Annotated in this window: 19 protein-coding genes and 1 pseudogene; 7 read left to right on the top strand and 13 right to left on the bottom strand. The window is 51.9% G+C overall.

The features are described from left to right. Positions 1 to 124 precede the first annotated feature (124 nt). Entirely contained in the window at positions 125 to 427 is a 303-nt protein-coding gene (locus VE954_RS18740; protein ID WP_324955537.1) for a hypothetical protein, read from the top strand. Between the two features lie 189 nt (positions 428 to 616). Here the strand turns inward: VE954_RS18740 and VE954_RS18745 are convergent, their stop codons facing one another. From VE954_RS18745 to VE954_RS18800, 13 genes are all read right to left on the bottom strand, one after another. Then, complete coding sequence (locus VE954_RS18745; RefSeq protein WP_324955539.1) at positions 617 to 814, bottom strand: hypothetical protein; 198 nt, start codon at positions 812 to 814, stop codon at positions 617 to 619. Positions 815 to 885: 71 nt separating this feature from the next. Then, a complete protein-coding gene (locus VE954_RS18750; protein ID WP_324955541.1) occupies positions 886 to 1,560 on the bottom strand; it encodes an S-adenosylmethionine decarboxylase in 675 nt (224 codons plus the stop codon). Continuing rightward, a complete protein-coding gene (locus tag VE954_RS18755; RefSeq protein WP_324955543.1) occupies positions 1,557 to 2,558 on the bottom strand; it encodes a hypothetical protein in 1,002 nt (333 codons plus the stop codon). Before VE954_RS18755 ends, VE954_RS18750 begins: the two co-directional genes overlap by 4 nt. Continuing rightward, positions 2,558 to 4,138 (bottom strand): NAD(P)-binding protein, encoded by a 1,581-nt coding sequence (locus tag VE954_RS18760; protein WP_324955547.1) that lies wholly within the window; start codon positions 4,136 to 4,138, stop codon positions 2,558 to 2,560. The genes VE954_RS18755 and VE954_RS18760 overlap by 1 nt, the downstream gene beginning before the upstream one ends. After that, positions 4,128 to 5,624: a polyamine aminopropyltransferase gene (locus VE954_RS18765; protein WP_324955549.1), complete on the bottom strand. Its 1,497-nt coding sequence runs from the start codon at positions 5,622 to 5,624 to the stop codon at positions 4,128 to 4,130. The genes VE954_RS18760 and VE954_RS18765 overlap by 11 nt, the downstream gene beginning before the upstream one ends. Before the next feature lie 9 nt (positions 5,625 to 5,633). Continuing rightward, complete coding sequence (locus VE954_RS18770) at positions 5,634 to 5,846, bottom strand: DUF350 domain-containing protein (RefSeq protein ID WP_324955551.1); 213 nt, start codon at positions 5,844 to 5,846, stop codon at positions 5,634 to 5,636. Between the two features lie 201 nt (positions 5,847 to 6,047). Next, a complete protein-coding gene (locus VE954_RS18775) occupies positions 6,048 to 7,307 on the bottom strand; it encodes a DUF4178 domain-containing protein (protein WP_324955553.1) in 1,260 nt (419 codons plus the stop codon). Continuing rightward, a complete protein-coding gene (locus VE954_RS18780) occupies positions 7,297 to 7,923 on the bottom strand; it encodes a DUF4178 domain-containing protein (protein WP_324955554.1) in 627 nt (208 codons plus the stop codon). Before VE954_RS18780 ends, VE954_RS18775 begins: the two co-directional genes overlap by 11 nt. A gap of 9 nt (positions 7,924 to 7,932) precedes the next feature. Beyond that, positions 7,933 to 8,922 (bottom strand): SPFH domain-containing protein, encoded by a 990-nt coding sequence (locus VE954_RS18785; RefSeq protein ID WP_324955556.1) that lies wholly within the window; start codon positions 8,920 to 8,922, stop codon positions 7,933 to 7,935. A 343-nt stretch (positions 8,923 to 9,265) separates the two neighbouring features. Beyond that, entirely contained in the window at positions 9,266 to 9,505 is a 240-nt protein-coding gene (locus tag VE954_RS44665; protein ID WP_324955558.1) for a hypothetical protein, read from the bottom strand. A 39-nt stretch (positions 9,506 to 9,544) separates the two neighbouring features. Further along, positions 9,545 to 10,114 (bottom strand): Hpt domain-containing protein, encoded by a 570-nt coding sequence (locus tag VE954_RS18795; protein ID WP_324955573.1) that lies wholly within the window; start codon positions 10,112 to 10,114, stop codon positions 9,545 to 9,547. 123 nt (positions 10,115 to 10,237) lie between these two features. Further along, positions 10,238 to 10,753 (bottom strand): IS3 family transposase, encoded by a 516-nt coding sequence (locus tag VE954_RS44315; RefSeq protein WP_414699016.1) that lies wholly within the window; start codon positions 10,751 to 10,753, stop codon positions 10,238 to 10,240. Then, positions 10,711 to 11,013, bottom strand: a complete 303-nt coding sequence (locus VE954_RS18800; protein ID WP_324955560.1) for a transposase — start codon at positions 11,011 to 11,013, stop codon at positions 10,711 to 10,713. Before VE954_RS18800 ends, VE954_RS44315 begins: the two co-directional genes overlap by 43 nt. Positions 11,014 to 11,057: 44 nt before the next feature. Between VE954_RS18800 and VE954_RS18805 the strand changes: the two genes are divergently transcribed. The 6 genes and pseudogenes from VE954_RS18805 to VE954_RS18830 all read left to right on the top strand — a co-directional run. Further along, the gene (locus VE954_RS18805) at positions 11,058 to 11,780 is read left to right on the top strand and encodes an ISAs1 family transposase (RefSeq protein ID WP_324955562.1); all 723 of its coding nucleotides are present in this window, start codon (positions 11,058 to 11,060) and stop codon (positions 11,778 to 11,780) included. A gap of 1,091 nt (positions 11,781 to 12,871) precedes the next feature. After that, on the top strand, positions 12,872 to 15,514 hold the full coding sequence (locus VE954_RS18810; RefSeq protein ID WP_324955565.1) for a DUF4962 domain-containing protein: 2,643 nt from the start codon (positions 12,872 to 12,874) through the stop codon (positions 15,512 to 15,514). Positions 15,515 to 16,365: 851 nt separating this feature from the next. Next, positions 16,366 to 18,129 (top strand): right-handed parallel beta-helix repeat-containing protein, encoded by a 1,764-nt coding sequence (locus tag VE954_RS18815; RefSeq protein WP_324955567.1) that lies wholly within the window; start codon positions 16,366 to 16,368, stop codon positions 18,127 to 18,129. 274 nt (positions 18,130 to 18,403) lie between these two features. Next, positions 18,404 to 19,182, top strand: a protein-coding gene (locus VE954_RS18820; protein ID WP_324955569.1) for an IS5 family transposase whose coding sequence is annotated in 2 segments (ribosomal slippage) — positions 18,404 to 18,680 and positions 18,680 to 19,182 — 780 coding nt in all. Because the reading frame shifts where the segments join, the coding sequence is not laid out codon by codon here. A 360-nt stretch (positions 19,183 to 19,542) separates the two neighbouring features. Continuing rightward, positions 19,543 to 20,085 (top strand): GNAT family N-acetyltransferase, encoded by a 543-nt coding sequence (locus VE954_RS18825; protein ID WP_324955571.1) that lies wholly within the window; start codon positions 19,543 to 19,545, stop codon positions 20,083 to 20,085. Positions 20,086 to 20,130: 45 nt separating this feature from the next. After that, positions 20,131 to 20,305, top strand: a pseudogene (locus tag VE954_RS18830) (transposase); the annotation flags it as partial. Positions 20,306 to 20,661: the final 356 nt, after the last annotated feature.

The following is a 20,661-nucleotide window of genomic DNA, read 5'->3' on the forward strand; positions in this document are numbered from 1 at the left end:
CTTGAATTTATCGAAAAGTTGGCAGCGATCATTCCTCCTCCCTATCGGCATCAAGTCAATTATTATGGTTGCCTTTCATCCCACAGCAAACTCAGGTCACTGATAGTTCCACGTCAGGAGATCGATGCTGGGCCTGCTGAAAAAAAAGCCGACCCCCGGTGTTCCATTGGAAGAATTGCCCGGCGACGATCTTGAGGAGGAGGCGGAAAAGCCCTCGAGATATATTCCTTGGGCCGAACTGCTCAAAAGAACATTCGGTATTGATCTTACGGTTTGCCCTCACTGCGGAGGGCATGTGCGGGTCATCGCTGCGATCATTCGCAAGGAAGCCATCCGAGAGATCCTTGTGCATTTGAATCTCCCGACAGGACCACCGACGAAGAAAAAGCGCTCTGGAACTGAATATGTATATGAGAGCATTGCCTAACGGGCCGGGATGCTTGCAGCCAAAATTTGTTAAGCTACCGTTTGTATTACGTGAAACTACATTCTGTCTCATCAAATCGACCAGCCCGAGGTGCTTTAAAGCACCAAATAGACTTGGAAAAGCAGTGGTCCATGTTATAATGACTACTGCGGCAAAAGTGGGAAACTGAAATTTGCCGATTCGAATTACCTATCCCCGCGGTGGGTTTGTGGAGCGAGCTGCTGAATCAATGGCCGCTGCCGACTCAACGCCTGTTGCCGACTCAACGCCTGCTGCCGACTCAACGCCTGCTGCCGACGACGCCTTCACGGTCGCAGGCAACGCAACGGCCGCTGCGGATTCAAACGTCATTAGCCAAAAGCTGAGCAGCAGTAACCAAAGGCGCATGTTGGGATTCCTCCTGACCTTTTTATCGGTAAAAAAGGACGAATCTAAAGATTTTCTTGCGGATTTCCGGGTCAGCGGAGCTGCATAATTCCACGAATTTGCCGGCTGACCTGGGGCGGAAGCTCACGGCGCAGCATCTTCATCTGCCACGTTTGGTCGAAGGGGCCAATCTCATCCGAAATCTCAAACACTTCATGCCACTGCGAATCCACTGCATCGCAGAGACGTGTGAGGGGATGGTCCTGGAAAAGGACCTGCCCCGTGGCATCCCGGGTAAATCCACGGACAGAGTAATCGATCACCGCCGCGGTGGGCTGCAGAAAGTCGAGAATAAAGTTCAAAGACCGGAGGGGAGAAATCGTGCCACAGCTCGTCAGATCGAGGTCAACCCGGAGGCAAGGCAGGTCCTCCGCTGTTCCAAAATCCGGGTAGGTATGGGCACAGAGATGACTCTTGTTCAGATGCATATGCACAGCCCCTGGCCCCGCATCGCTCAAGAGCATCAAAGCCGACGCGCCCCAGGGTTCATAATCCTGGCGCGAGCTGGCCAGCACCACCGCCTCGATGCGTACGGCAATTTCCTTCAGCATGACTTCCAACGATGCCGCTTGGTACCGAAGCTGCAAAGACCGGGAAAAATCATCAGACCCAGGATGAATGAAATAAAGATTGGTGCGCAGCGACTTTGTGAGGTTATTGAACCCTTCCAAAAGATGCGCAGGCGTTTCCGGTAAAAGACGCTTCATGATCCCGACCTCCCGAGACGCCATAAAAATCCGTCCAACACATAATGAGTCAGCTGGGGCAGGGCCAGAAGGGGCACGATCCAAACCAGGGACGAATCCTCGGCCGGCTGAAAATGATAGGAAAACCAGGGGAAAACCTGCGGATGATCGGTCCAAACCCAGGCGTCCCAGAGCCCTTCCTCAGCGTAGGCCAACACAAAAAGAGTCAAGACGAAAAGCAGCGGCGCCACCCAACGCCAGTCGGTGCTCGTGCCCGGACGCCAGAACTTCATTCCATTAAAAATCCAGATCATCGCCATATAGGGAACACCGTGACTGATGACATTGGTGAGAGTAAACGCGAGATCAGAATTCCACACAACAATGCCAAGGCCCCACGCGGCAGCAGTGCCCAGGACCACAAGATTCTTGGGCACATTCAACGCTCGGGCTTTCCATTCCTGCCAGCCATAAGCAAACGCAATCGCGAGCGCAGCGGCATGCGCATATGGCAGAAGAAAGGCTGCATTCCATACCCAAAGATCGCCTTCCATAAACCAACCGAAATCACGGCCGCTTCCTAAATGCCAGACGGCCAGCGGATAAAGGCTCGCCCCATAGATTGCGAGTTGATCGATCCGCGTGCTGCGCTCGGTCCTCTGATAAAAACGCATGATCCCATACGGCTGCCTTACGAAATGAAAGACAGCCAGATAAGCCAGACTTCGCCAGAACACCACGGGTCCCATGCGATAAAGAATCACACTTGCCACCAACCCTAAAAGCGGAACCAGCCAGAGAAGCCTTGGCTTCTGCCCGGCACGATAAACTGTGGAATAAACATGGGCCACATCAATACCCACCACAGTCATCAGCCAAAGTCCGGGCGCCAGTGGTTCCCTCATAAAATCCGGGAAAAAAAGCTGCAGAACAGCAACGAGCAGCACCGCAAAAAAAGGCGGCGACAGTATCCAGAGAAGATCAAAACGTGCGGAATGCATCCAGGGTTGCGTGGGCATCAGCCGAAGCGCCTCCCTTGCAAAATATGAAGGGCAGCCTCGCGCCCCCGCGCAAAGGCCTCTTCAAAGATGGAAATGCCGCTCATATCACTGTGCGCAAAGGCAAGGTTCGAAGACCGCTCCTGCAGTCGGGCCCGCGCTTTTCCCCAAATAAATCCTGGTCTCGGTTGTATCATCCCATGCCCCCAAAGCCAGAAATCCATGGACCCTATCGAGGCGCTGATGCCCGGATGCATGCTCTCCAAATCAGCCAGCACCATCCGCTCCCAGTCGTGGCACTGCCGGAGGCCCGCCATCATGCGAGCGACCTCGGGCTTCTGCGCGGCCAAAGGCCAATACGAACTCAAAACGCTCGCACCCTCATAACGCTGCACCTTCTGATGCGTGGCCACAACATAACCAAGCGAAGCCGATCCGAAAGGAACATTATCCCAGGCCAACGCCGATCCTGGGCTTTGCGGCAGCGCATCCACCGTGCAGTTGGCCACCATCCACGGCGCATAGGACATGGCCCCCACGGGCGCGGCGTATCCCGGCAAAAGCCTTTGCGCCACAAAACGCGGCAGGGCCACGATCAGACTTTCAGCCTCCCAGCGCACTGTGCGATCTTTGTGCGACTGCCAGCCTTCAACCACAAATCCCTGACCTGATCTCTCGATGCGAAAGATCAAGGTGTCACCGATCATGCGATCCTGTGACCTCTTCATCAGCTGCCGAATCAGCCACGCGTTGCCCTCGGGCCAAGTCAGGATCGTGGCTCCTTCCCCACGCTCGGCATCACGCGCAGCAAAATAATGGAGTCCAGCCCAGGCCGATACGTCCTGCCAGCCTGCACCATAATCATCGCGGCAGCAGTAATCGAGATACCAGGCCAGATAAGGCGAATGCCAGCCCTGCCCGCGCACAAATTCTGCAAACGTCATGAGATCCAGCTTAAGCCATTCGGAATCACGCGACGATCGATCCAAAGGAATGGCAAAGAGGCGCCGTCCATCCTGACCTTTTTTCTGTCGCACGCTGCTGATGAAGCGAAAAAAAGCGCGAATGTCATCGACTTCATGTGGAGCCAAAGCCTTCCAGGCGATCAAACCTTCAAACCAACGGCCTTCGTAAAAAACCCGGTCCTCAGGATCATGGCACAAAAATTCGTCCCGGTACCTTGGCTCGCCGCGCGCGGTCCAACCCTGAAGCGCGCCCGCATCCTGCAAAAATTCCAGAAGATCCTTCTCCTCAGCATTCGGCAGCGGCAGATAGTGAGCGCCCAAAGGATAATCTGAAACGGAATTTTTTCCACTGCGCGCATTGCCGCCGGCCTCGCCTCCCATCTCCAGAAGGCGATAGTCACCAAACCCCTGTTTTTTCAGGGTATAAGCCGCTGTGCAGCCGGCCACACCGCCGCCCAAGATAAGCACCTTGCACCGTTCGCTGTCGGAAGCTGCAGGGAAATCCATGGTCCGTAGTCGATGGCCGTGTGCGCTATCATCACCGGTCAGCCGCAGTTCACGTTTGCGTTCACCGCAACCCATCATCATGGGCAGAGCCATGCCACCAATCAGGAGGTCTCTTCGATTAATGGACATAACGCGTCCATTCCTCTTCAAACGTTCGCACCAGAACCTGGTTATCCAGTCGATTGATAGCCTGGACTGTCGCCTGCATATCAGGCGGAAAATGAAACATGGCTGGCAAAAGTTCAGGCGAAAGGAATTTCAGACCGCGCGGCAGGCTGGTCGGCACGGAATGATCGCGACGCCCGGCCAGCACAAAACCCCACTCGCCGAATGAAGGAACATACACATGATAGGGCGCCGTCTGAAAACCAACCGCATTCAATGTGTTCACAATTGTCCAGAAGGACCGCGTTGCATAGAACGGGGATGTGGATTGCACGACCATCTGCCCTTCAGGTTTTAAAGCCTGCTTCACCAGCTCATAAAAACGGGTGCTATAAAGTTTTCCTATCGTAAAACTGCTGGGATCCGGAAAATCAATGACGATGAAATCAAAGGGCTCAGGAGCCGACCGGAGCCAGCTGAATGCATCCTCATGCACCACCTTCAGTTTGGGCGACGCAAGTGCGCCCTGATTCAGGTCCTTGAGAATCGGATGACGTGACGCCAGATCTGTGACCGCACGATCCAGATCCACCAGCACCACCTGCTCCACCAAGGGATAACGAAGCACCTCCCGCAGAGCCAGCCCGTCCCCACCGCCCAGGATCAAAACTCTTTTCGCGTCCGGGAGACTCGCCAGTCCGGGATGCACGAGGGCCTCATGGTAACGATATTCGTCCGCCGAGGAGAACTGCAGATTCCCGTTCAGGAACAACCGCGTATCATGCTGATTCCGGGTGAGCACGAGGCGCTGATAAGGCGAACTCACAGCCGCGATCACCGGATCCGGAAAATTCTGCGACTCGGACCAGTTGGTGAGTCGTTCGCCGAGCGCAAGTCCTGTGCTGCAGACGGCCAGGACTAAAAGCACGTAGATCCTCTGCATGTTTCGCCAGGCCTGCTGCTTGCCCAGGATTTCCAGAGCCGCCCAGGCCACTAGCACATTGCAAAGACCAAAAAAGAAGCCCGAACGGACAAGTCCAAGTCGTGGGACAAGGATCAAGGGAAAGAGCAGCGAAGCCAGGAGGGCTCCGAGGTAATCAAAGGTAAAGACCTTGGCCACGAGGTCCTGAAACGCATACTCATCCTTTAGAATGCGCATCAGGATCGGAATCTCAACTCCCACCAGGATGCCTGTGATGCTCACAAGGCTATAGAGAAGGAGTCGAAAGCTTCCCACATGATCAAAGAGGCAAAAGAGCAAAGCCGCAGAACTTCCTCCGATCAAAGCCAGCAAAAGTTCCACATGAATGAAAAAACGCAGAAGGTCGCGTTTCACGTAACGCGAGAGCCAGGACCCTACCCCCATCGACGAAAGATAGACACCGATCACGGTCGAAAACTGAGTGACCGAATCCCCCAAAAGGTACGACGCGAGCGTGCCTGCGATCAGTTCGTAAACCAGACCCGCCGTCGCAATCACAAAGACCGATATCAAAAGAAGCAGGGCCACGGGCTTATCCTATCCGCGAATGGCCGAGGCGATGATGATCGCAACGGCGAGAATGGTGGCCGAGGCTGTCAGGGCCAGCGGCAGATTCTTCTCTTCAACAATTTCCTTCCACATATGACCGGGGGTCAGGCGATCAAAGATCACCATGGCCACGATCAGAATCACAATGCCAAGGCCCGAAAACACCAGCGCGCTCATGATATAACGGCTCAGGCTTTCCACAACTCGTCTCCTCTGTCTTGAAAAATCTTATTTATGATAGGTCCTATATCCACCGCTGCTGCCACCGCGACTGTATCCGCCGCCGGAGCTTCCCAAACCGGAGCCACGATCATCGGAGCACGACCAGCCTGTCGAACTGAGGAACAAAAAAAGACCACAGACCATACTTCCAAACAAACGATAATAAAACACAGCGTACTCCTAACCGTTCACATCGCTTTCCGACCAGCGTCTCGATTCAAAGCGCCAATCCCCGAGTAGGACCCACAGGGGAAAAAGACTGACGAGCACAAGGCAGATAATCAGGGGGGAAATGACCTTATCGTTATCAATCACCGTCAGATGCAGGGGCACATCCTGCTTGCTCAGGATCGAAGGATCCACCCAACCCATTTCCGAGCTGATATCGAGTCGATAACGGCCTTTGTCCAGGCGCTTCAGAAACACCTCGTCCACCGTGTGTGCTTCGCTGCCGTCGCTCCAGCTTTCATAGCGATAAAGATCGCGGCCGAATTCAATCGGGGTGGGAAGTTGCCCATCTTCACCGATGAGGGTGAAGCGCAGATTCAGCCACGAGTTATGCAAAGGCGCATGCATCTTGATCTTCACATTGGTGCGATCGCCCTCAAGCACGAAAGGCTCGGATCGCAGCATCTGCAACGGGATTTTCCCATCGCGCAGAAGGCGGCTATCCAGGACGGTCCGCTCGTCTTTAGTGCTATTAATTCCCAAATGCAGAATCAAAAGCAGAGCCGCGAAAATTCCCCAGTGTTTCAGGTAGGACCAACGTCTTGCAAGGTAGGCTGAGGGTTGATTGGGAGCCACACCGACCCGCGCCGGCATGGGCCCAAGGGGCTTGAAGGCTTTTTCGATATCCTCGGGTTCAACGTAAGTTCCGGCTGACCACATCTCCTCGGTGCCATCGTCCTCGCAGCTCAGGATATCGGGCGGTGCGATATAGTCCCGCACATTCACGACATCACCGATCTTCACCCGCCAGTAGAATTCGCCAAGGACGAATTTCACCCGGGCCTGTCCCTTCAGAAAAAGCCGATAAGGATGACCACCCCAACGAACCGTCGTGCCGAGGCCCCCGCTGGGGCGGTGCCGGGTCATATGCAGGAAGTTCCAATGGCCCTGCGATTCCGTCAACCAACGAAAACCCTGGTAGGGATTGAAGAGGAGATACTCACTCCAGATGAAGTCCCCCGATCCATCGGACCGCACCATAAAACCAAGAACCTGCCAGGTTTCGCCCCGGAATTTATTCCTGCTCCCAAGCTCGAGCAGCGGCTTCCATAGCATAGACTGCGAGGCTGCTTTCAGGATGCGGAGCCCCTGGTGATTTTCCTCGACCAGGGCACCGCATGCACGGCAGGCGTAACTGAGACTCTGTCCGGGCGCAAGAATGGGAATCGGCGAACCGCATTGAAGGCAATTGAAGGTAAACTCACCAGCCATCGAGTTGCCTCAAGTGAGTGAATTGAAAATCGTTAAAATCCCTGTAACGCCCCACGTGCACATGCACAGTTGCGCCGATTTTTTCAATCGACAGGAATCCTCCCTCGCCGTTGCTCGCATCAATGCTCAAACGCTCCTGCCGCGCCGGAGCAGGAAAAGGCATTTCCCCTTCACTGGCTATGCAGGTCGCCCTCTTGATGTCATCAACGCGAAAGCTGCTGTGTCCCGGAATGTCGATGCTGTCACCCACCTTCAGATCTGTCACGGTCGGCAGAGACGGCGCAGGCTCTAGAGGAAACGAGATCATAAGGAACCCCTGCGCCTCGGCAAGCCAGCCGATCCGGCCTTTAGGAAAAAGGGCACACCACTCGTTCCAATAACCGTCCCGCCACTGCAGGCGCTGACGGCCGATCAGTTCGAAGTTTTCACCCTTGTCCACGCCTCGTGTGCCGATTTGTAAGGGAGTGATCTCAGGCGGAAGCACGGCCATCTTGCCAAACACGGCCCAGTCCTGATCACGGATCAAGGTCGTTTGGCAGTAGCTGCAAACAATAAAGAGGGTCGCCGGAGACTGGACCCTAAGGGCAGCCCCGCAACTCAGACAATGGATTTCCATAACTGTCCTTTAGATGCGCGAGAGAAGTTCGGCCTTCTTGCGATCAAATTCTTCCTGCGTCAAAATTCCTTTGGTCAGCAGGCCCTGCAGTTTTTCCAAGGTGGCAAACACATCCTCCTTGGCCTCACTGCTGCCTGTGGCAGGCTGCTGAAATGCCGAGGCCATCGCCTGACCAAATCCGACGCCTGCACCGAGCCCAACCCCAATTCCGGCCGCTCCACCTTCATTCTGTGCCGCGAGGGGGACACTGTCTGCCACCTGAAACTGGGCATACCGTTTGAGGTCACCCAAAAGTCGCATCGAACTGGCCTTATCGAGGTACTTTTGCAGCTCCTCGGGCAGGCTGATGCTTTGAATCATAAAAGTCGCGAGTTCAAGGCCGTATTGGGCAAACGTAGGTCGGAGTATATCCTGTAGGGTTTTCGAGAACCGGTCCTGATGCGCCGCCAGGTCAATGAATGCGACCTCTGCCGCTCCGAAATGGCTGCTGAGAGCGGTCAGCACCATGGCCCGCAGCTGTGCGTCAAGCTCACTGGTCGCATAAGCCGGACGGGTTCCACTGATCTTTTGAAAGAACAGTCGCGGATCGCTGATGCGATAGGAATAGGTTCCATGCGCCCGCAGGCGAATCGCACCGAACTCCTTGTCCCGAATTGTGATCGGATTGGTGGTGCCCCAGCGCTGATCGATCTGTTCACGGGTCGAGAAAAAATAGAGATCCGACTTGAAAGGCGAGGCGAACAGCTTGTCCCAATTTCTGAGGTTGGTTAAAAGCGGCAGAGTCTGGGTGTTCAGGGTATAGCGGCCGGGCGCAAAGAGATCGGCAATTTTGCCTTCATTCACGAAGAGCGCCAGCTGCGATTCACGAACTGTGAGCTGCGCTCCGTTCTGAATCTCGCGATCCTCCATCGGGTATTGCCAGCTCAGAAGACCGTCACCGGCCTCCACCCATTCGATGACATCGATAAACTGCTTCTTTAAAAAGTCCATGATACCCATGCACGCTTTCCTTTTTTCTTTCGCAGGCGAACCATCCCTGACGGCGTAACGTCGAGCGAGTATACCCATAGGCCTATTGGTGGCCAAGGCTTTGTGAATCTTTTCGTTCCCACCGAAAATTACTTACGCTCGTCTGATCATGCATCATGACGACGAACATGTTCAGGTCGGTGACATCCATTTTTTCACCTGTGTTCTCTGCGATGCAGGCAGGAGCGGACCAGAATCGGACAGTGAGGACGGAAACGGACACAGCGTTATTTTGACGCATGATGCCTGTGCGGCTCAGAAGACACGGAACGCGTCATCCCGAAGGGCAAAACACGAAGTTCGCCCCGAAATTTTATTGCCTGAATATCCAGAGCCCGATCGGCAACGATCTGCTGGATACGCCGTTTTTCATCTTCAAAGGCAATGCAGCTTTTGCGCCTCGGAGGCATCCATGCCGCCGAACTTGCTCTTCCACTTGTAAAATGACTGCTGACTGATACCAAGATGTCGGCAGATATCCGCTGTTTTTTTTGAATTCCTGACGTTTGATGGGTTTGATGATCTGTTCTCCCGTTAATCGACTCTTCTTCATGACGTCTCCTTGTGCATTGCATTGACACAGAAGACTCAACTAATCAATGGAGGAATTTGGCGGGGCACCCTCGGCCCCATTGTCGGTGACCTTCAGCTGAATCAAAGGGCCCTTTGGCAGGGCCTCGATCCGGATCAGGGCCGGCCTGACATTTTCCTTTTTTTGCAAGGGACGGATGAAGCCATGATCCATCGCGTTGGAGACGGCATGCAGGAGCATCTCATGAACCAGCCGCAGGGCTACCGGTTTCCAATTCTGCACGTGGTCCATAACCAGAAGGCCCTCCTGCGGGCAGCCAGCCTTTTCAAGGCGTTCCTTCATATCGGAAGTATAAAGCCCCGCATAGGCATAAAGATCAGAAAGAGCTGCCTCGCCACTGCCTTCGCTCCCAAGAAAGGCACCGAGGAGCTGCTCATAGTCCTCAGACGACAGACAGAGCGCCTTCCAGTTTTCCCTGATTTGTGTCGCGGATTGTCCAGAAGAAGGGATAAGGGCTGATTCCATCTCATGAATGCTGCCAGCCAGAAGCTTAAGTCCAAGGGTTCGTGCTGCACCCTTCCAGGTATGAAGGCGTCTTAGAGCCGAAGGCTGGTGCTGAGACTGAAGAATGCTATCACCAAGCCCTGTCCACTCCCCTCTGAGCTCTCATTACTTTGCCAGCAATTAGGCGCTGGATAAACGAAGCACTTGAAATCGATCGCTGTCCCGGCTGTAGTATACGTCTACGAGGCCTTAGGAAGCTACACGACACTTCCTAAAAATTCCGCGGAGTAGTGCTAGCCAGCCCTCGGCGGTCGCTATGTAGGTGATATCCGTCAGCCATAGTCTATCCGGTCCAACAGCTTTAAAGTCACGATTTACCAGATTCGGACTGACCGGATGCGCATGGTTCGAGTCGGTCGTCACCTTGAATTTGCGCTTGGTTTTTGCGCGGATACCCAGCTCTTTCATAACTCTCTCAACCCTTGTCTTGTCGCACTTAAAACCCTCTTTCAACAGCTCGGCGTGGATTCTGGGACAACCATAGGTTCGCCGACTCGAATGGTAGATGCAGAGAACTGCAGCGTGTAACTTCTGCTTAACAAGGCTTCGAGCTGATGGCACTCGCGTTTTCCAGTCATGATAGCCGCTGCGTGAAACCCTCAAAACCTCGCACATGACAACGATTGGGAACGTATCCCGATGTTTCTCGATGAAGGCGTACTTTATTTCGGGAGCTCTGCAAAGTAGCCCATCGCCTTTTTTAATATCTCGCGCTCCATCGTCAGCCTTTTAACCTGCTGCTCCAGCTCGCGCACTTTTCTTTCCAGTTCATCAGGGTGGCCTTTGCAGCGATTCTGACCTTTTCGACTTTGCTTGGCTTTGAAAAGCCAGGAGCTGAGTGTGGGAACACTGATGCCAAGGTCTTTAGCGGCATCAGACGCCTTCATCCCTTGGTCTGTCACAAGCTTGATAGCTTCGGCCTTGAATTCCTTGCTGTACTGTTTCCTGGCTTTTTTGTCGAACACGGAACACCTCCAAGTCTGGGATATTGCCCCAGTATACATTGTCAGTGTCCGTAATTTCGGGGGAGCTTCACCTCCTCGATTCGATTGATATTCGCGGCAAAATAGTGACCGTGGATGCTCTTCACAGCACAAAGGATTTCGCAGCCTGGCTCAAGGGCAAAGAGGCCGATTATGTTTTTACGATGAAAGGAAACGGGAAAAAGCTCATCGACCGGCTGGAAATGCTCAATATCAAGGAAAATTCACATTCAATGGCAAGCACAGAGGACCATGGACATGGAAGGGTGGATAAAAGAACTCTATACCTGAGGAAGGAACTTCCATTCTGGCTTAATTTTCCTACGGCAGAGCAGGCCTTTATCATTGAGCGGGAAAGTATTATCAAAAAAAGCGGCAAAGTCAGGCGTGAGCACGTATATGGCCTGACAAGTCTTAAGGATGCTGATGCAAGGGTGCTGCTCCAGTTGAATCGAGGCCACTGGACCATTGAAAACAAAATGTTTTATGTAAGAGACGTGACATTTAACGAGGATCGCATCGGGGTCAGATCCGGCTCTCTTCCACATCTTATGATCACTCTGCGTAACGTGATCATGGGCATCTTCAGGAAAAAAAGGCCGGTTTCAGATCGCAAAAACCATCCGCTCCTGCTTTTATGGCAAAGACACCGATCTGGAATACCTCTTCTCAAAAATGTAGGCCAAGAAAATAAAAGATTCGCACAAGGAAGCGCCGTCTCTCAGGGTACTGCTGCGGCAATGAAATGAACTTTATGCTAAAAAGTGGAAAGCATTAATCCCTGGCTCTTGTTTCCAGCCTGGATTTCAACGGTATCGAGATCCAGTGAAGCAGACCCGCGCAAGGCCTGGATTAATTTCAAGGCATTCTTTCCGGGGCCCTGGGTCGGAGAAGGAAAGCCTCTGGAACTTCGAGTGTATCATCATCGCACCAGCACAGTAACAGAACCCCCTTCTGTCAGAGCCTTAAGGAAACCAAACGGACAGAAGCTATGTTTACTGTTAGTAATTGGCGACAGTGTCTGACACCAGATAATGACCCTGAGGCAATACTTTGCACGATGATGAAAACGCAAAGCGCATTCATTCATTTGAATGAACTAGCCTTGTCATTTTTCAGTTGAACTGTGGGATCCATATCATATAGAAGGGCTTTGAAATAAATGGAAGATATTTAAGCCACAAGTTCTTGATTAAGAAACCGTAAACATTTGAGCGGAATTTTCGACTTTTGAAGCTCATACTAATCATGCTGTGCATGAGTGCAGCGCAGGCTCCAGGATTCAAAGAATCTACTAACATTCCTTGTCAGTAGATCCATGTTTTTTGTTCAGAACGAAGTGCTAAATGCGATGGCATTCACGCAAGAGAATGTGGAAAAGGCTCAAACAAATTTACTTGCCCGGAACGGAAATGAATGCTTTTCACGAGGAGGATTGGTTTATGGGACTTCAACTTACGAAGCGGAACTTGATATCTTGTTTGGCTCTGGCAACGACCATCACAGCGGGAGGCTTGATCGGCACTCCAAGTGCCAATGCTGATGTGTTGCTTCCCCATTTGGAAAGCTTTGAGGATGGAGTTGCACTCCATTTTCACTACAATTAGCGGCAAATGGTTCTGAAGGATTGAGTCGAGGTTGCCGCTTACAGGAAGGTCGTGCTGTCGATGAAGTGAGATTAGCTCCAGCGATAGACTGAAATTGTTGGCATTTCCGTTGGTGCTTTTAACGTTTTGCCCATTCCAGAGACGAACCGCAAGACAAAGCCAGCCCAACGATTCAACCGGAGATACTAGAGTACAAGTGGGCCTGGGAATCTATTTCTAGATAAGGAACTTCCATGAAAATCTTACTGTCTGTATCACTCTTATCCCTGCTGCTGTCGTGTTCCAACGATTTTCAAGAATCGAAGCGCCATCGCACGGACTCGGAAAATTCATTGCCAGAGCAAAACTCCGAGCCTGAGTCTCTATCCGGCGCCGATATCACTGACCCTGAGCTTCAATCTAGCAATGATGCTTTAGCTTTGAGGAACGTGGCTAGTCCACAGAATCGAGGCACAGGCCGTGTTTTGGTGGAACAATGGGATGGAATTCCGGGAAAATCCATCGATTCCTTGAAGAGCTTCAAGGATTTTCCCTCCCGTCCATCTTCACGGGTGTTCCTGGACAAATTGGAAACCCCAAAAAATTCCGCTGATAACTACGGAAGACGCATCCGCGGTTACCTGCATGTCACCCAGCCCGGGGACTATGTTTTCTACATCGCTGGCGATGACGAGTCACAATTTTTCCTCAGCACCACAGATAAGCCTGGGGATCTTTCGAGACAGCCCATAGTAGCCATATCCGACACTGAATGGACCGCCCTGACCGAATGGGAGAAGTACCCAGGCCAGACCTCGGCGCCGGTTCATCTTGAAGCAGGGCAACGCTATTACTTTGAAGTGCTGAATAAGGAAGCGGCCGGAAAAGACGGAGTCGCGGTCGGCTGGAAATTGCCTGACGGCGAAGTCCAAAGACCCATTCCCGGTCGCAGCCTGTCGTCTTTCGAAGTCGACCCTTCATACGCAACCACCACTCCTCCGGCAGCGGATCTCCTCAAGACTCTCAGCCGTCAACATCCCCGTTTGTTGGGATCCGCGCTGGATTTCAATCGTCTTAAGGAAAATCTCGCCACTCAGCCCGATTTCCAAAAATTCTTTGCCAACATCAAAGGCGTACCGGGCCGAAACCTCCCGCCACCAATCAATCCTGCAGCCCGCAGGATATGCAACAAGGAAAGCGCCGGCTACAAATCCGCCGAACAGCTACTGAGCCTGCCGACCTGCACACGGATCATGGAAGGCATTCGTTTGCTGGATACCAGTCGAGAAGTTTTGAGTCGCGTCCAGACTCTCGCCATGAGCTATAGGCTGACTGGTGAAAAAAAATTCGCCGATCGGGCGATCCTTGAAATGAGGGCTGTTGCTGATCCAGCCTGGGGCGATTGGAATCCAAAGCATTTTCTGGATACAGCGGAGATGACTCACGCCCTGGCGATAGGCTATGACTGGCTTTATGATGTGATGTCCGACGCAGACCAAAAGCTTATCAGAGCTGCAATCAAGACCAAGGGCCTTGAGCCGAGTTTTTCTGAATACTCCAGACAAACTTTCTGGACTTCAACTAAGGGCAACTGGAATATCGTTTGCAATAGCGGACTGACTCTGGGCGCACTAACGATTGCCGAGCATGAGCCCGAAATCGCGACCAAAGTGATTGATTTGGCCTTGAAATCAACGAAAGATTCCCAGTCGGTTCTAGCATGGGGGCCTGACGGCGCTCATCCGGAAGGCATAGCCTACTGGGGTTACGCGTTGCGATATCTGGCTGCATTTATCTCGGGGCTGGAGTATTCGCTTGGGAGGGATGTGGGTCTGGGCAAGGTCGAAGGATTGTCCAAGGCTGGGGATTTCCCTCTGGCGACTTTTTTGTCAGGCGACAGGTATTTCAACTATAGTGATGTCCACCTTAATTGGGTGGTGGAACCAAGCCAGGAAATGCACTACCTGGCTCAAAGATTTATGCGTCCTGAATTCGCGGCCTTTGCCAGGAATTACGTCGGCGTCTATGGACTGTTCTGGTACAATCCGGAGTATGCAAGATCGAAGATTACGGCGGATTTGGACCAGTACTTCCGCAAAGCTGAGGTCGCCGTGCTCCGCAGCGGCCTGTCCAAGGAGGATGCCTACGTTGGTGTCAAGAGCGGCGATAACAAAGCCGGTCATAGTCATCTGGATCTCGGCAGTTTCGTTTATGATGCGAAAGGTGTTCGATGGGCCGTTGATCTGGGAGCCGAAAGTTACGAGGGTGCCGGCGAGGATTACTTCAAGCCACAACACCGCTGGACGTATTACAGGACCAGACCCGAAGGTCAGAATACGCTGGTCATCAATCCTTCCGCTGAGCCGGGCCAGGACTCGCAGGCTGCCGCTGTCATCGATCGATTCAAATCCGGCACTGATATCGCATTCGCCACGACTAATCTCACGGAACCCTATAAGCCATCCAAGGCTCAATCTGTGCGCCGAGGATTCAAGCTGTTCAAGAAAACTCAGGCGCTCATGATTCAGGACGAGATCAAAGCATCCCGGCCTTCCGACGTTTGGTGGTTTATGCATATTAATACCAAAGCCACCAAGACTACCAGGGCTACTGAGGTTACAGTTTCGGGCTCAACCGCGGTTCTGACCAACGGCGATAAAAAACTCGTGGCCCGTATCCTGTCGCCGGCCAATGCCAACTTTTTTCTCAGGGATGCAAGTCCACTGCCGACATCGCCCGACCAGCCAAGATCCGACCCCAATAAGGACTTTAAAAAGCTTTCTGTTCACCTGCAGAGCGTGTCGGATGGAACTCTGACCATTCTTCTGACTCCACTGAACAAGGGCGAACAGGAAGCCACAGTTTTCCCCCAGGTGGTGAAAATGAAAGATTGGTGATGGGTCACATCTCATCAGAAAAAGCCTTCGGAGACGAACCCGACATGGGTTCGTTGACGAGCGCGATAGAAAATCCGAAAAACGCTTTCTCCAGGGCCCTGGAAAGAATGACTATAAAATAAGCGGCCAGTTAAAATTATTGGGAAATTTCAGAATTACAGCTTTCGTGAAAACCTTGATAATCAAGGGTCTGCTGAAACTCCAGGCATTCTTTCCGGGGCCCTGATCTGCGCCCCTGGGCGCATTAAGAAACGTGTTCATGCGCGAATTGCTTCATGCTCCGCAGAAATTTTTTATGATGGCTGTTTTGAGTTGTGTTGAGTTCATTTGAGTTGTGTTGTGTTGTGTTGAGTTCAGTCTGGTGTCCCAGGTTAGATAACTCGCAAGGTTATTCTCAGGGACGTGGGAAATTATGGCGAAGTACAAAAGCAAAGTAGAACTATTTTTGGCAAAATCTGGTGATTTTGTTACCGAGGACCATGGATCCCGTCTGGGTTGGGCCGGAATGAGCGAAGGAGGGTGTTGCAAAATAGGTGACAAGCTTCACAAACTCACGAGATTTACCAATCATTTGGATTGGGAGCTTGAGGCTTTTCATGTATTTTGCAACATCCTCAAACGCAACAAAGGCCAACGGCTCCTTCCTTTTTAACTTGCAGGTCGAGAATGATTGCATTAAGTGTGTCTGGCACGAAGCTTGTAAAGTCATGCCGGATCGCAATTCTTTCACGTTGGTGACCTATCTCGTTGCAAGATTTGTGTCGCGAAATGCCGTCAACATTTATCAACAGCAGGCTTGCTATAGCTTGACTGTGTTGGCCTTCTCATTTTTACAGTTGGAGTGGTTAGTTATGGATCAGGATCGTCAAAGGATGAAGGTACTCAGTGTTGTTCTTTGTCAGCTTCTTGGGGCAGCATCTTTCGGCTGTAACTCCAAGTCAACAGATAGCGAACGTGGGCAGTTGCAGACGGCGCCGGGTGATTTTTCCGTTCAAAGTGAGAGCGATGGTGACAAGGTCAGCATTCAAGCGGAAGGCGAGAGTTTAACGCAAAGCGTCGGCACGGTTTTGCCAGAAGGAGAGACCGTGTCCGCAAATACCATGCTGGTCTCTCCCCAAGGGATTACATCGGCCGTCGTGATATCTCACACAGATATTATCGTGGAATGGAAGAAACCAAAAACTCCGGTGGATGCGCTCATCGTCGAGCGGCGTACTTTGCCGTCAGAAGCCTGGGTTCAGGTGGCAAGTTTAAATGCCGACGCTCGAATCTATCGCGACACTGGTTTGACCGCGAAGACTCGATATGGATATCGGGTTCTGTCGCGTTCACAGGACAGCTCCGCCCTTCTCGGAACCGCGCCTGCCGTCACAACGGATGATCCAGCGAATCGCAAGGTCTTCCACGTGTCCTCTGTCTCTGGCTCCAACGAAAACCCGGGGACCGAAGCCCAGCCCTGGAAAACTCTCCAGCATGCCCATGGAAGATTGAAACCAGGGGACACCCTCTTGGTCGGGTCGGGCGAGTACACCAGCACGAATTTCGCGGTTTTGGCCATTACCACATCCGGGACGCCGAATGCCTGGATCACCTACCGCAATTTCCCCGGACAAAGTGCAAAAATTGTGAGTACGGTTAGGAAGAACTGGTCGGGCATTGACATTCGTCATGCCTCTTACATTATCATCGAGGGTTTTGACCTTGCGGGACACAATAAGGATGTGACGCTGGAAGGAGCGCTTGCAGAGATGAGAAAGCAAACGCCCTATGCGAGCTCCAGTGGTATCAGTATCGAAAGTCGCGATCTGACCAAGCCGGTTTCCCACCACATCGTGATACGAAACAACTACATCCATGATCATCCACTGGTCGGCGTCGCGACGATGGGCTCCGATTATGTTACGATCGAGGATAACCGCATCTATAATAACGGTCGCTTTTCGTCCTATGGCGGATCTGGAATTTCCGTGCTCGTACCTCGCGACATCGACAACAATACCCAGGGTTATAAGCATATTATTCTCCGGAACGTCAGCTCGAATAATTCCAACGAGGTGCCCTGCGAATGCTATAAATATCAGGCACCGACGGACGGCAACGGCATCATTCTTGATTCTTACAAGGATTACAAAGGTCGAACTCTGGTTGCGAACAATATTGTTAACAATAACGGCGGCCGTGGTATCCATGCCTTCAAAGCAAGCAATGTCGATATCTTCTTTAATACATCCGTCCGCAACTCAACCATAGCCATCACCGGCGACGGTGAGATCACTGCAATGGAATCCAAAAACGTTCGTGTCCGCGACAACATCATGGTCGCCCGCAGTGATCGTCCGGTAAACAGCACCCGCAAATCAGTGAATGTGGACTTCAGTCATAATATTGTTTACGGTGGCAACGGATTCGTCTCCACGGGCAATAATACCAACCGGCTGAATCTCGACCCCATGTTCGTCGCTCAGGGTACGCACAGTGACTATTTCGCCTTGAAGCCGGAAAGTCCCGCAGTCAACAGTGCATCTGGAACTATTCCCGTGCCTGCTGATGACCTCTATCGACAGGCTCGAGCCCTGGGAGGGAAGGCTGACGTCGGGGCTATCGAAAGTCACTGATCAACGGTTTACATCCAAGCCTGCCGCGCCTTACGGGTGTTGGCAGGCTCTTTGCTGTCAACACCCTGGCTATGCATTTGATGATTGAAATATATCGATGCTACACGGCCCAAAATGAGCCACCAGGGAGGGTGTTGCAAAATACAGGAAAACTCTAGGAGCTGGTTTAAAAAGGCCATGGGCGGTCATTTGGAGTAAACGAGTTTCCCGAATTGCATAAAAACTGAAGTGGATATAATACTTTCCCAAACAGCTGAGTGAGGTATAGACGTCCATGGACAGGGAATCATATCAAAACGATATAAGTGATCTCGAATGGGACGTTTTGAAAATTTTTATGCCCCCTGAAAAATTTGATGGCCGTCCGCGAACATATCAGTTCAGAGAAATATTGAATGGAGTATTTTATGTTGTGCGAACAGGATGCCAGTGGCGTCAAATGCCCCATGATTTGCCACCATGGCAAACATCGTATCACTACTTCAGGGACTGGAAAATAAATGGGGTTTGGGAAAAGATCAACAATGAGATGAGGAAAATGGTTCGCGCTGATCAAAAAAAAACGAAGAACCGAGCGCGGCTATAATTGATTCCCAGTCAGTCAAAGCCAGTGAAGCTGGTGAGGTTAGCGGCTATGATGCCGGAAAAAAAATAAAGGGCCGTAAACGACACATTATTGTTGATACGCTAGGCCTGATCATTAAAGTTGTCGTTCTTCAGGCAGACATTCAGGATCGACAAGGAGCGATGCATACGATCGAAGCTGCGAAGGAGAAGCTCCGCTCTATCAAAATCATGTGGGCGGATGGTGGATACTCGGGTCAACTGATTGAATGGGCCAAAAGCGGATTCAACTTTATCCTTGAAATTGTTAAACGCTCCGATGACGTGGAAGGATTTAAGGTGCTTCCAATGAGATGGATTGTCGAAAGGACATTCGGATGGCTTGGAAGAAATCGACGATTGAGCAAGGATTATGAACGGCTTCCCTCATCAAGCGAAGCCCTTGTTTATATAGGAATGATCCGCCTTATGCTGCATCGCTTGGTATGAAATGCTTGCATTTTGGCTTTTTAAACCAGCTCTGAGATATAGAACCATTTTTATCCTTGTCAAACTTCGCGAATTCCTCAAGAGCTTTCTTTTGAAGATCATCTGTAGTGATCACTTTGCAAGCCCTTTTCGACATCGGACGCCTTCGTGCAAAGGGTCGTGGATTTTCAGGAGGAAGCTTTTAGAAGCCGCATGGACCCGTAGCACCCATCCCGAGGACGATTCTTCGGTCGCTGCGACTCGGGGTCCTTCCCGCTCTGGAAATCCATTCTGATCTCTGATAAGGAATCCCGAGTGGCGGTGAACCTGCAGCCGGTGCGACCTCGCTTAGCAGGTGACAGTTATCCAAGGAGAGACGCGATGAATGAGGAAAGACAACGACCCGACTGGCAGCCTATCCTGGAGGGAAACCTGATCACGGCACGGCCCCTGGAGCCGGGCGACTTTGAGGCCCTCTTCGCCGTTGCCTCGGATCCAGGAATTTGGGAGCAGCACCCGGAATGGGATCGCTATAAGCGGGAAGTATTCCAACGCTATTTTCAATCAGGAATCGAATCAAAGGGTGCTCTGGTCATTTTTGATAGAGCCACAGGGGAGTTGATCGGCTGCTCCCGCTATGCTGATTATGACGAGGCCCAGTCTTCCGTGGAAATTGGCTACACGTTTCTCATCCGTCGCTGCTGGGGTACGGGTTTCAACAAGGAAATGAAAGCACTGATGCTCCAGCATGCATTCCGCTTTGTCGAGAATGTCCTGTTCTATGTTGGAGAGAATAATCTGCGATCCCGCAAAGCGGTCGAAAAAATTGGCGGGACCCTGCTCAAGAAGTTGCGACAAAAGCCAAGGGGGGGGCCCCAGTACGATCGCGTTGTGTATCAGATTCAAAAATCCAGCCACAAGTGAACTAAAAGCCAGGGCGTTCATGCGCCCCGGGTAGTACGCAAAGAACCGAGCGCGGCTATAATTGATTCCCAGTCAGTCAAAACCAGTGAAGCTGGTGGGGTTAGCGGCTATGATGCCGGAAAAAAAATAAAGGGCCGTAAACGACACATTATTGTTGATACGCTGGGCCTGATCATTAAAGTTGTCGTTCTTCAGGCAGGACATTCAGGATCGACAAGGGCAGAGGTAAGGATTACGACCAAATCCTACCACATCGGCCTAAAACCATTGGTAATAAGCAGCTACGCATCGACAGATAGGATGAAATGCTTGTCTGCCATAGGCTCAGGCACGCGCTCAAGGTTCAAGGTATAATCCCCAAAGCGATTGATATGCTTCCTTCTGTATGGTGACAGTGCTGATAATGCTTCCTGGCTGAACTCGTGGCCTTCTTTATTACTCAGCGCTTGCGCGATTTCAGCCCTGAAACCTCACCGCCCTTAAGTTAAGCTGCTTCCTGTGTGATTATCTCCGCAAGTACCTCGCGAACCTGCTTTTTGAGACGCCTGACCCCATCAAATCTTGTCAGTTCCATAG

Origin of the sequence: Oligoflexus sp. (genome assembly GCF_035638955.1) — a bacterium.
In the GTDB taxonomy this organism is placed as follows: Bacteria; Bdellovibrionota_B; Oligoflexia; order Oligoflexales; family Oligoflexaceae; genus Oligoflexus.

Coding starts and splice junctions, on each gene's coding strand:
- VE954_RS18825 (WP_324955571.1), top strand. CDS start 19,543: ATGAATGAGGAAAGACAACGACCCGACTGGCAGCCTATCCTGGAGGGA.
- VE954_RS44665 (WP_324955558.1), bottom strand. CDS start 9,505: ATGAAGAAGAGTCGATTAACGGGAGAACAGATCATCAAACCCATCAAA.
- VE954_RS18740 (WP_324955537.1), top strand. CDS start 125: ATGCTGGGCCTGCTGAAAAAAAAGCCGACCCCCGGTGTTCCATTGGAA.
- VE954_RS18780 (WP_324955554.1), bottom strand. CDS start 7,923: ATGGAAATCCATTGTCTGAGTTGCGGGGCTGCCCTTAGGGTCCAGTCT.
- VE954_RS18815 (WP_324955567.1), top strand. CDS start 16,366: ATGGATCAGGATCGTCAAAGGATGAAGGTACTCAGTGTTGTTCTTTGT.
- VE954_RS18755 (WP_324955543.1), bottom strand. CDS start 2,558: ATGCCCACGCAACCCTGGATGCATTCCGCACGTTTTGATCTTCTCTGG.
- VE954_RS18810 (WP_324955565.1), top strand. CDS start 12,872: ATGAAAATCTTACTGTCTGTATCACTCTTATCCCTGCTGCTGTCGTGT.
- VE954_RS18775 (WP_324955553.1), bottom strand. CDS start 7,307: ATGGCTGGTGAGTTTACCTTCAATTGCCTTCAATGCGGTTCGCCGATT.
- VE954_RS18750 (WP_324955541.1), bottom strand. CDS start 1,560: ATGAAGCGTCTTTTACCGGAAACGCCTGCGCATCTTTTGGAAGGGTTC.
- VE954_RS18760 (WP_324955547.1), bottom strand. CDS start 4,138: ATGTCCATTAATCGAAGAGACCTCCTGATTGGTGGCATGGCTCTGCCC.
- VE954_RS18745 (WP_324955539.1), bottom strand. CDS start 814: ATGCGCCTTTGGTTACTGCTGCTCAGCTTTTGGCTAATGACGTTTGAA.
- VE954_RS18785 (WP_324955556.1), bottom strand. CDS start 8,922: ATGGGTATCATGGACTTTTTAAAGAAGCAGTTTATCGATGTCATCGAA.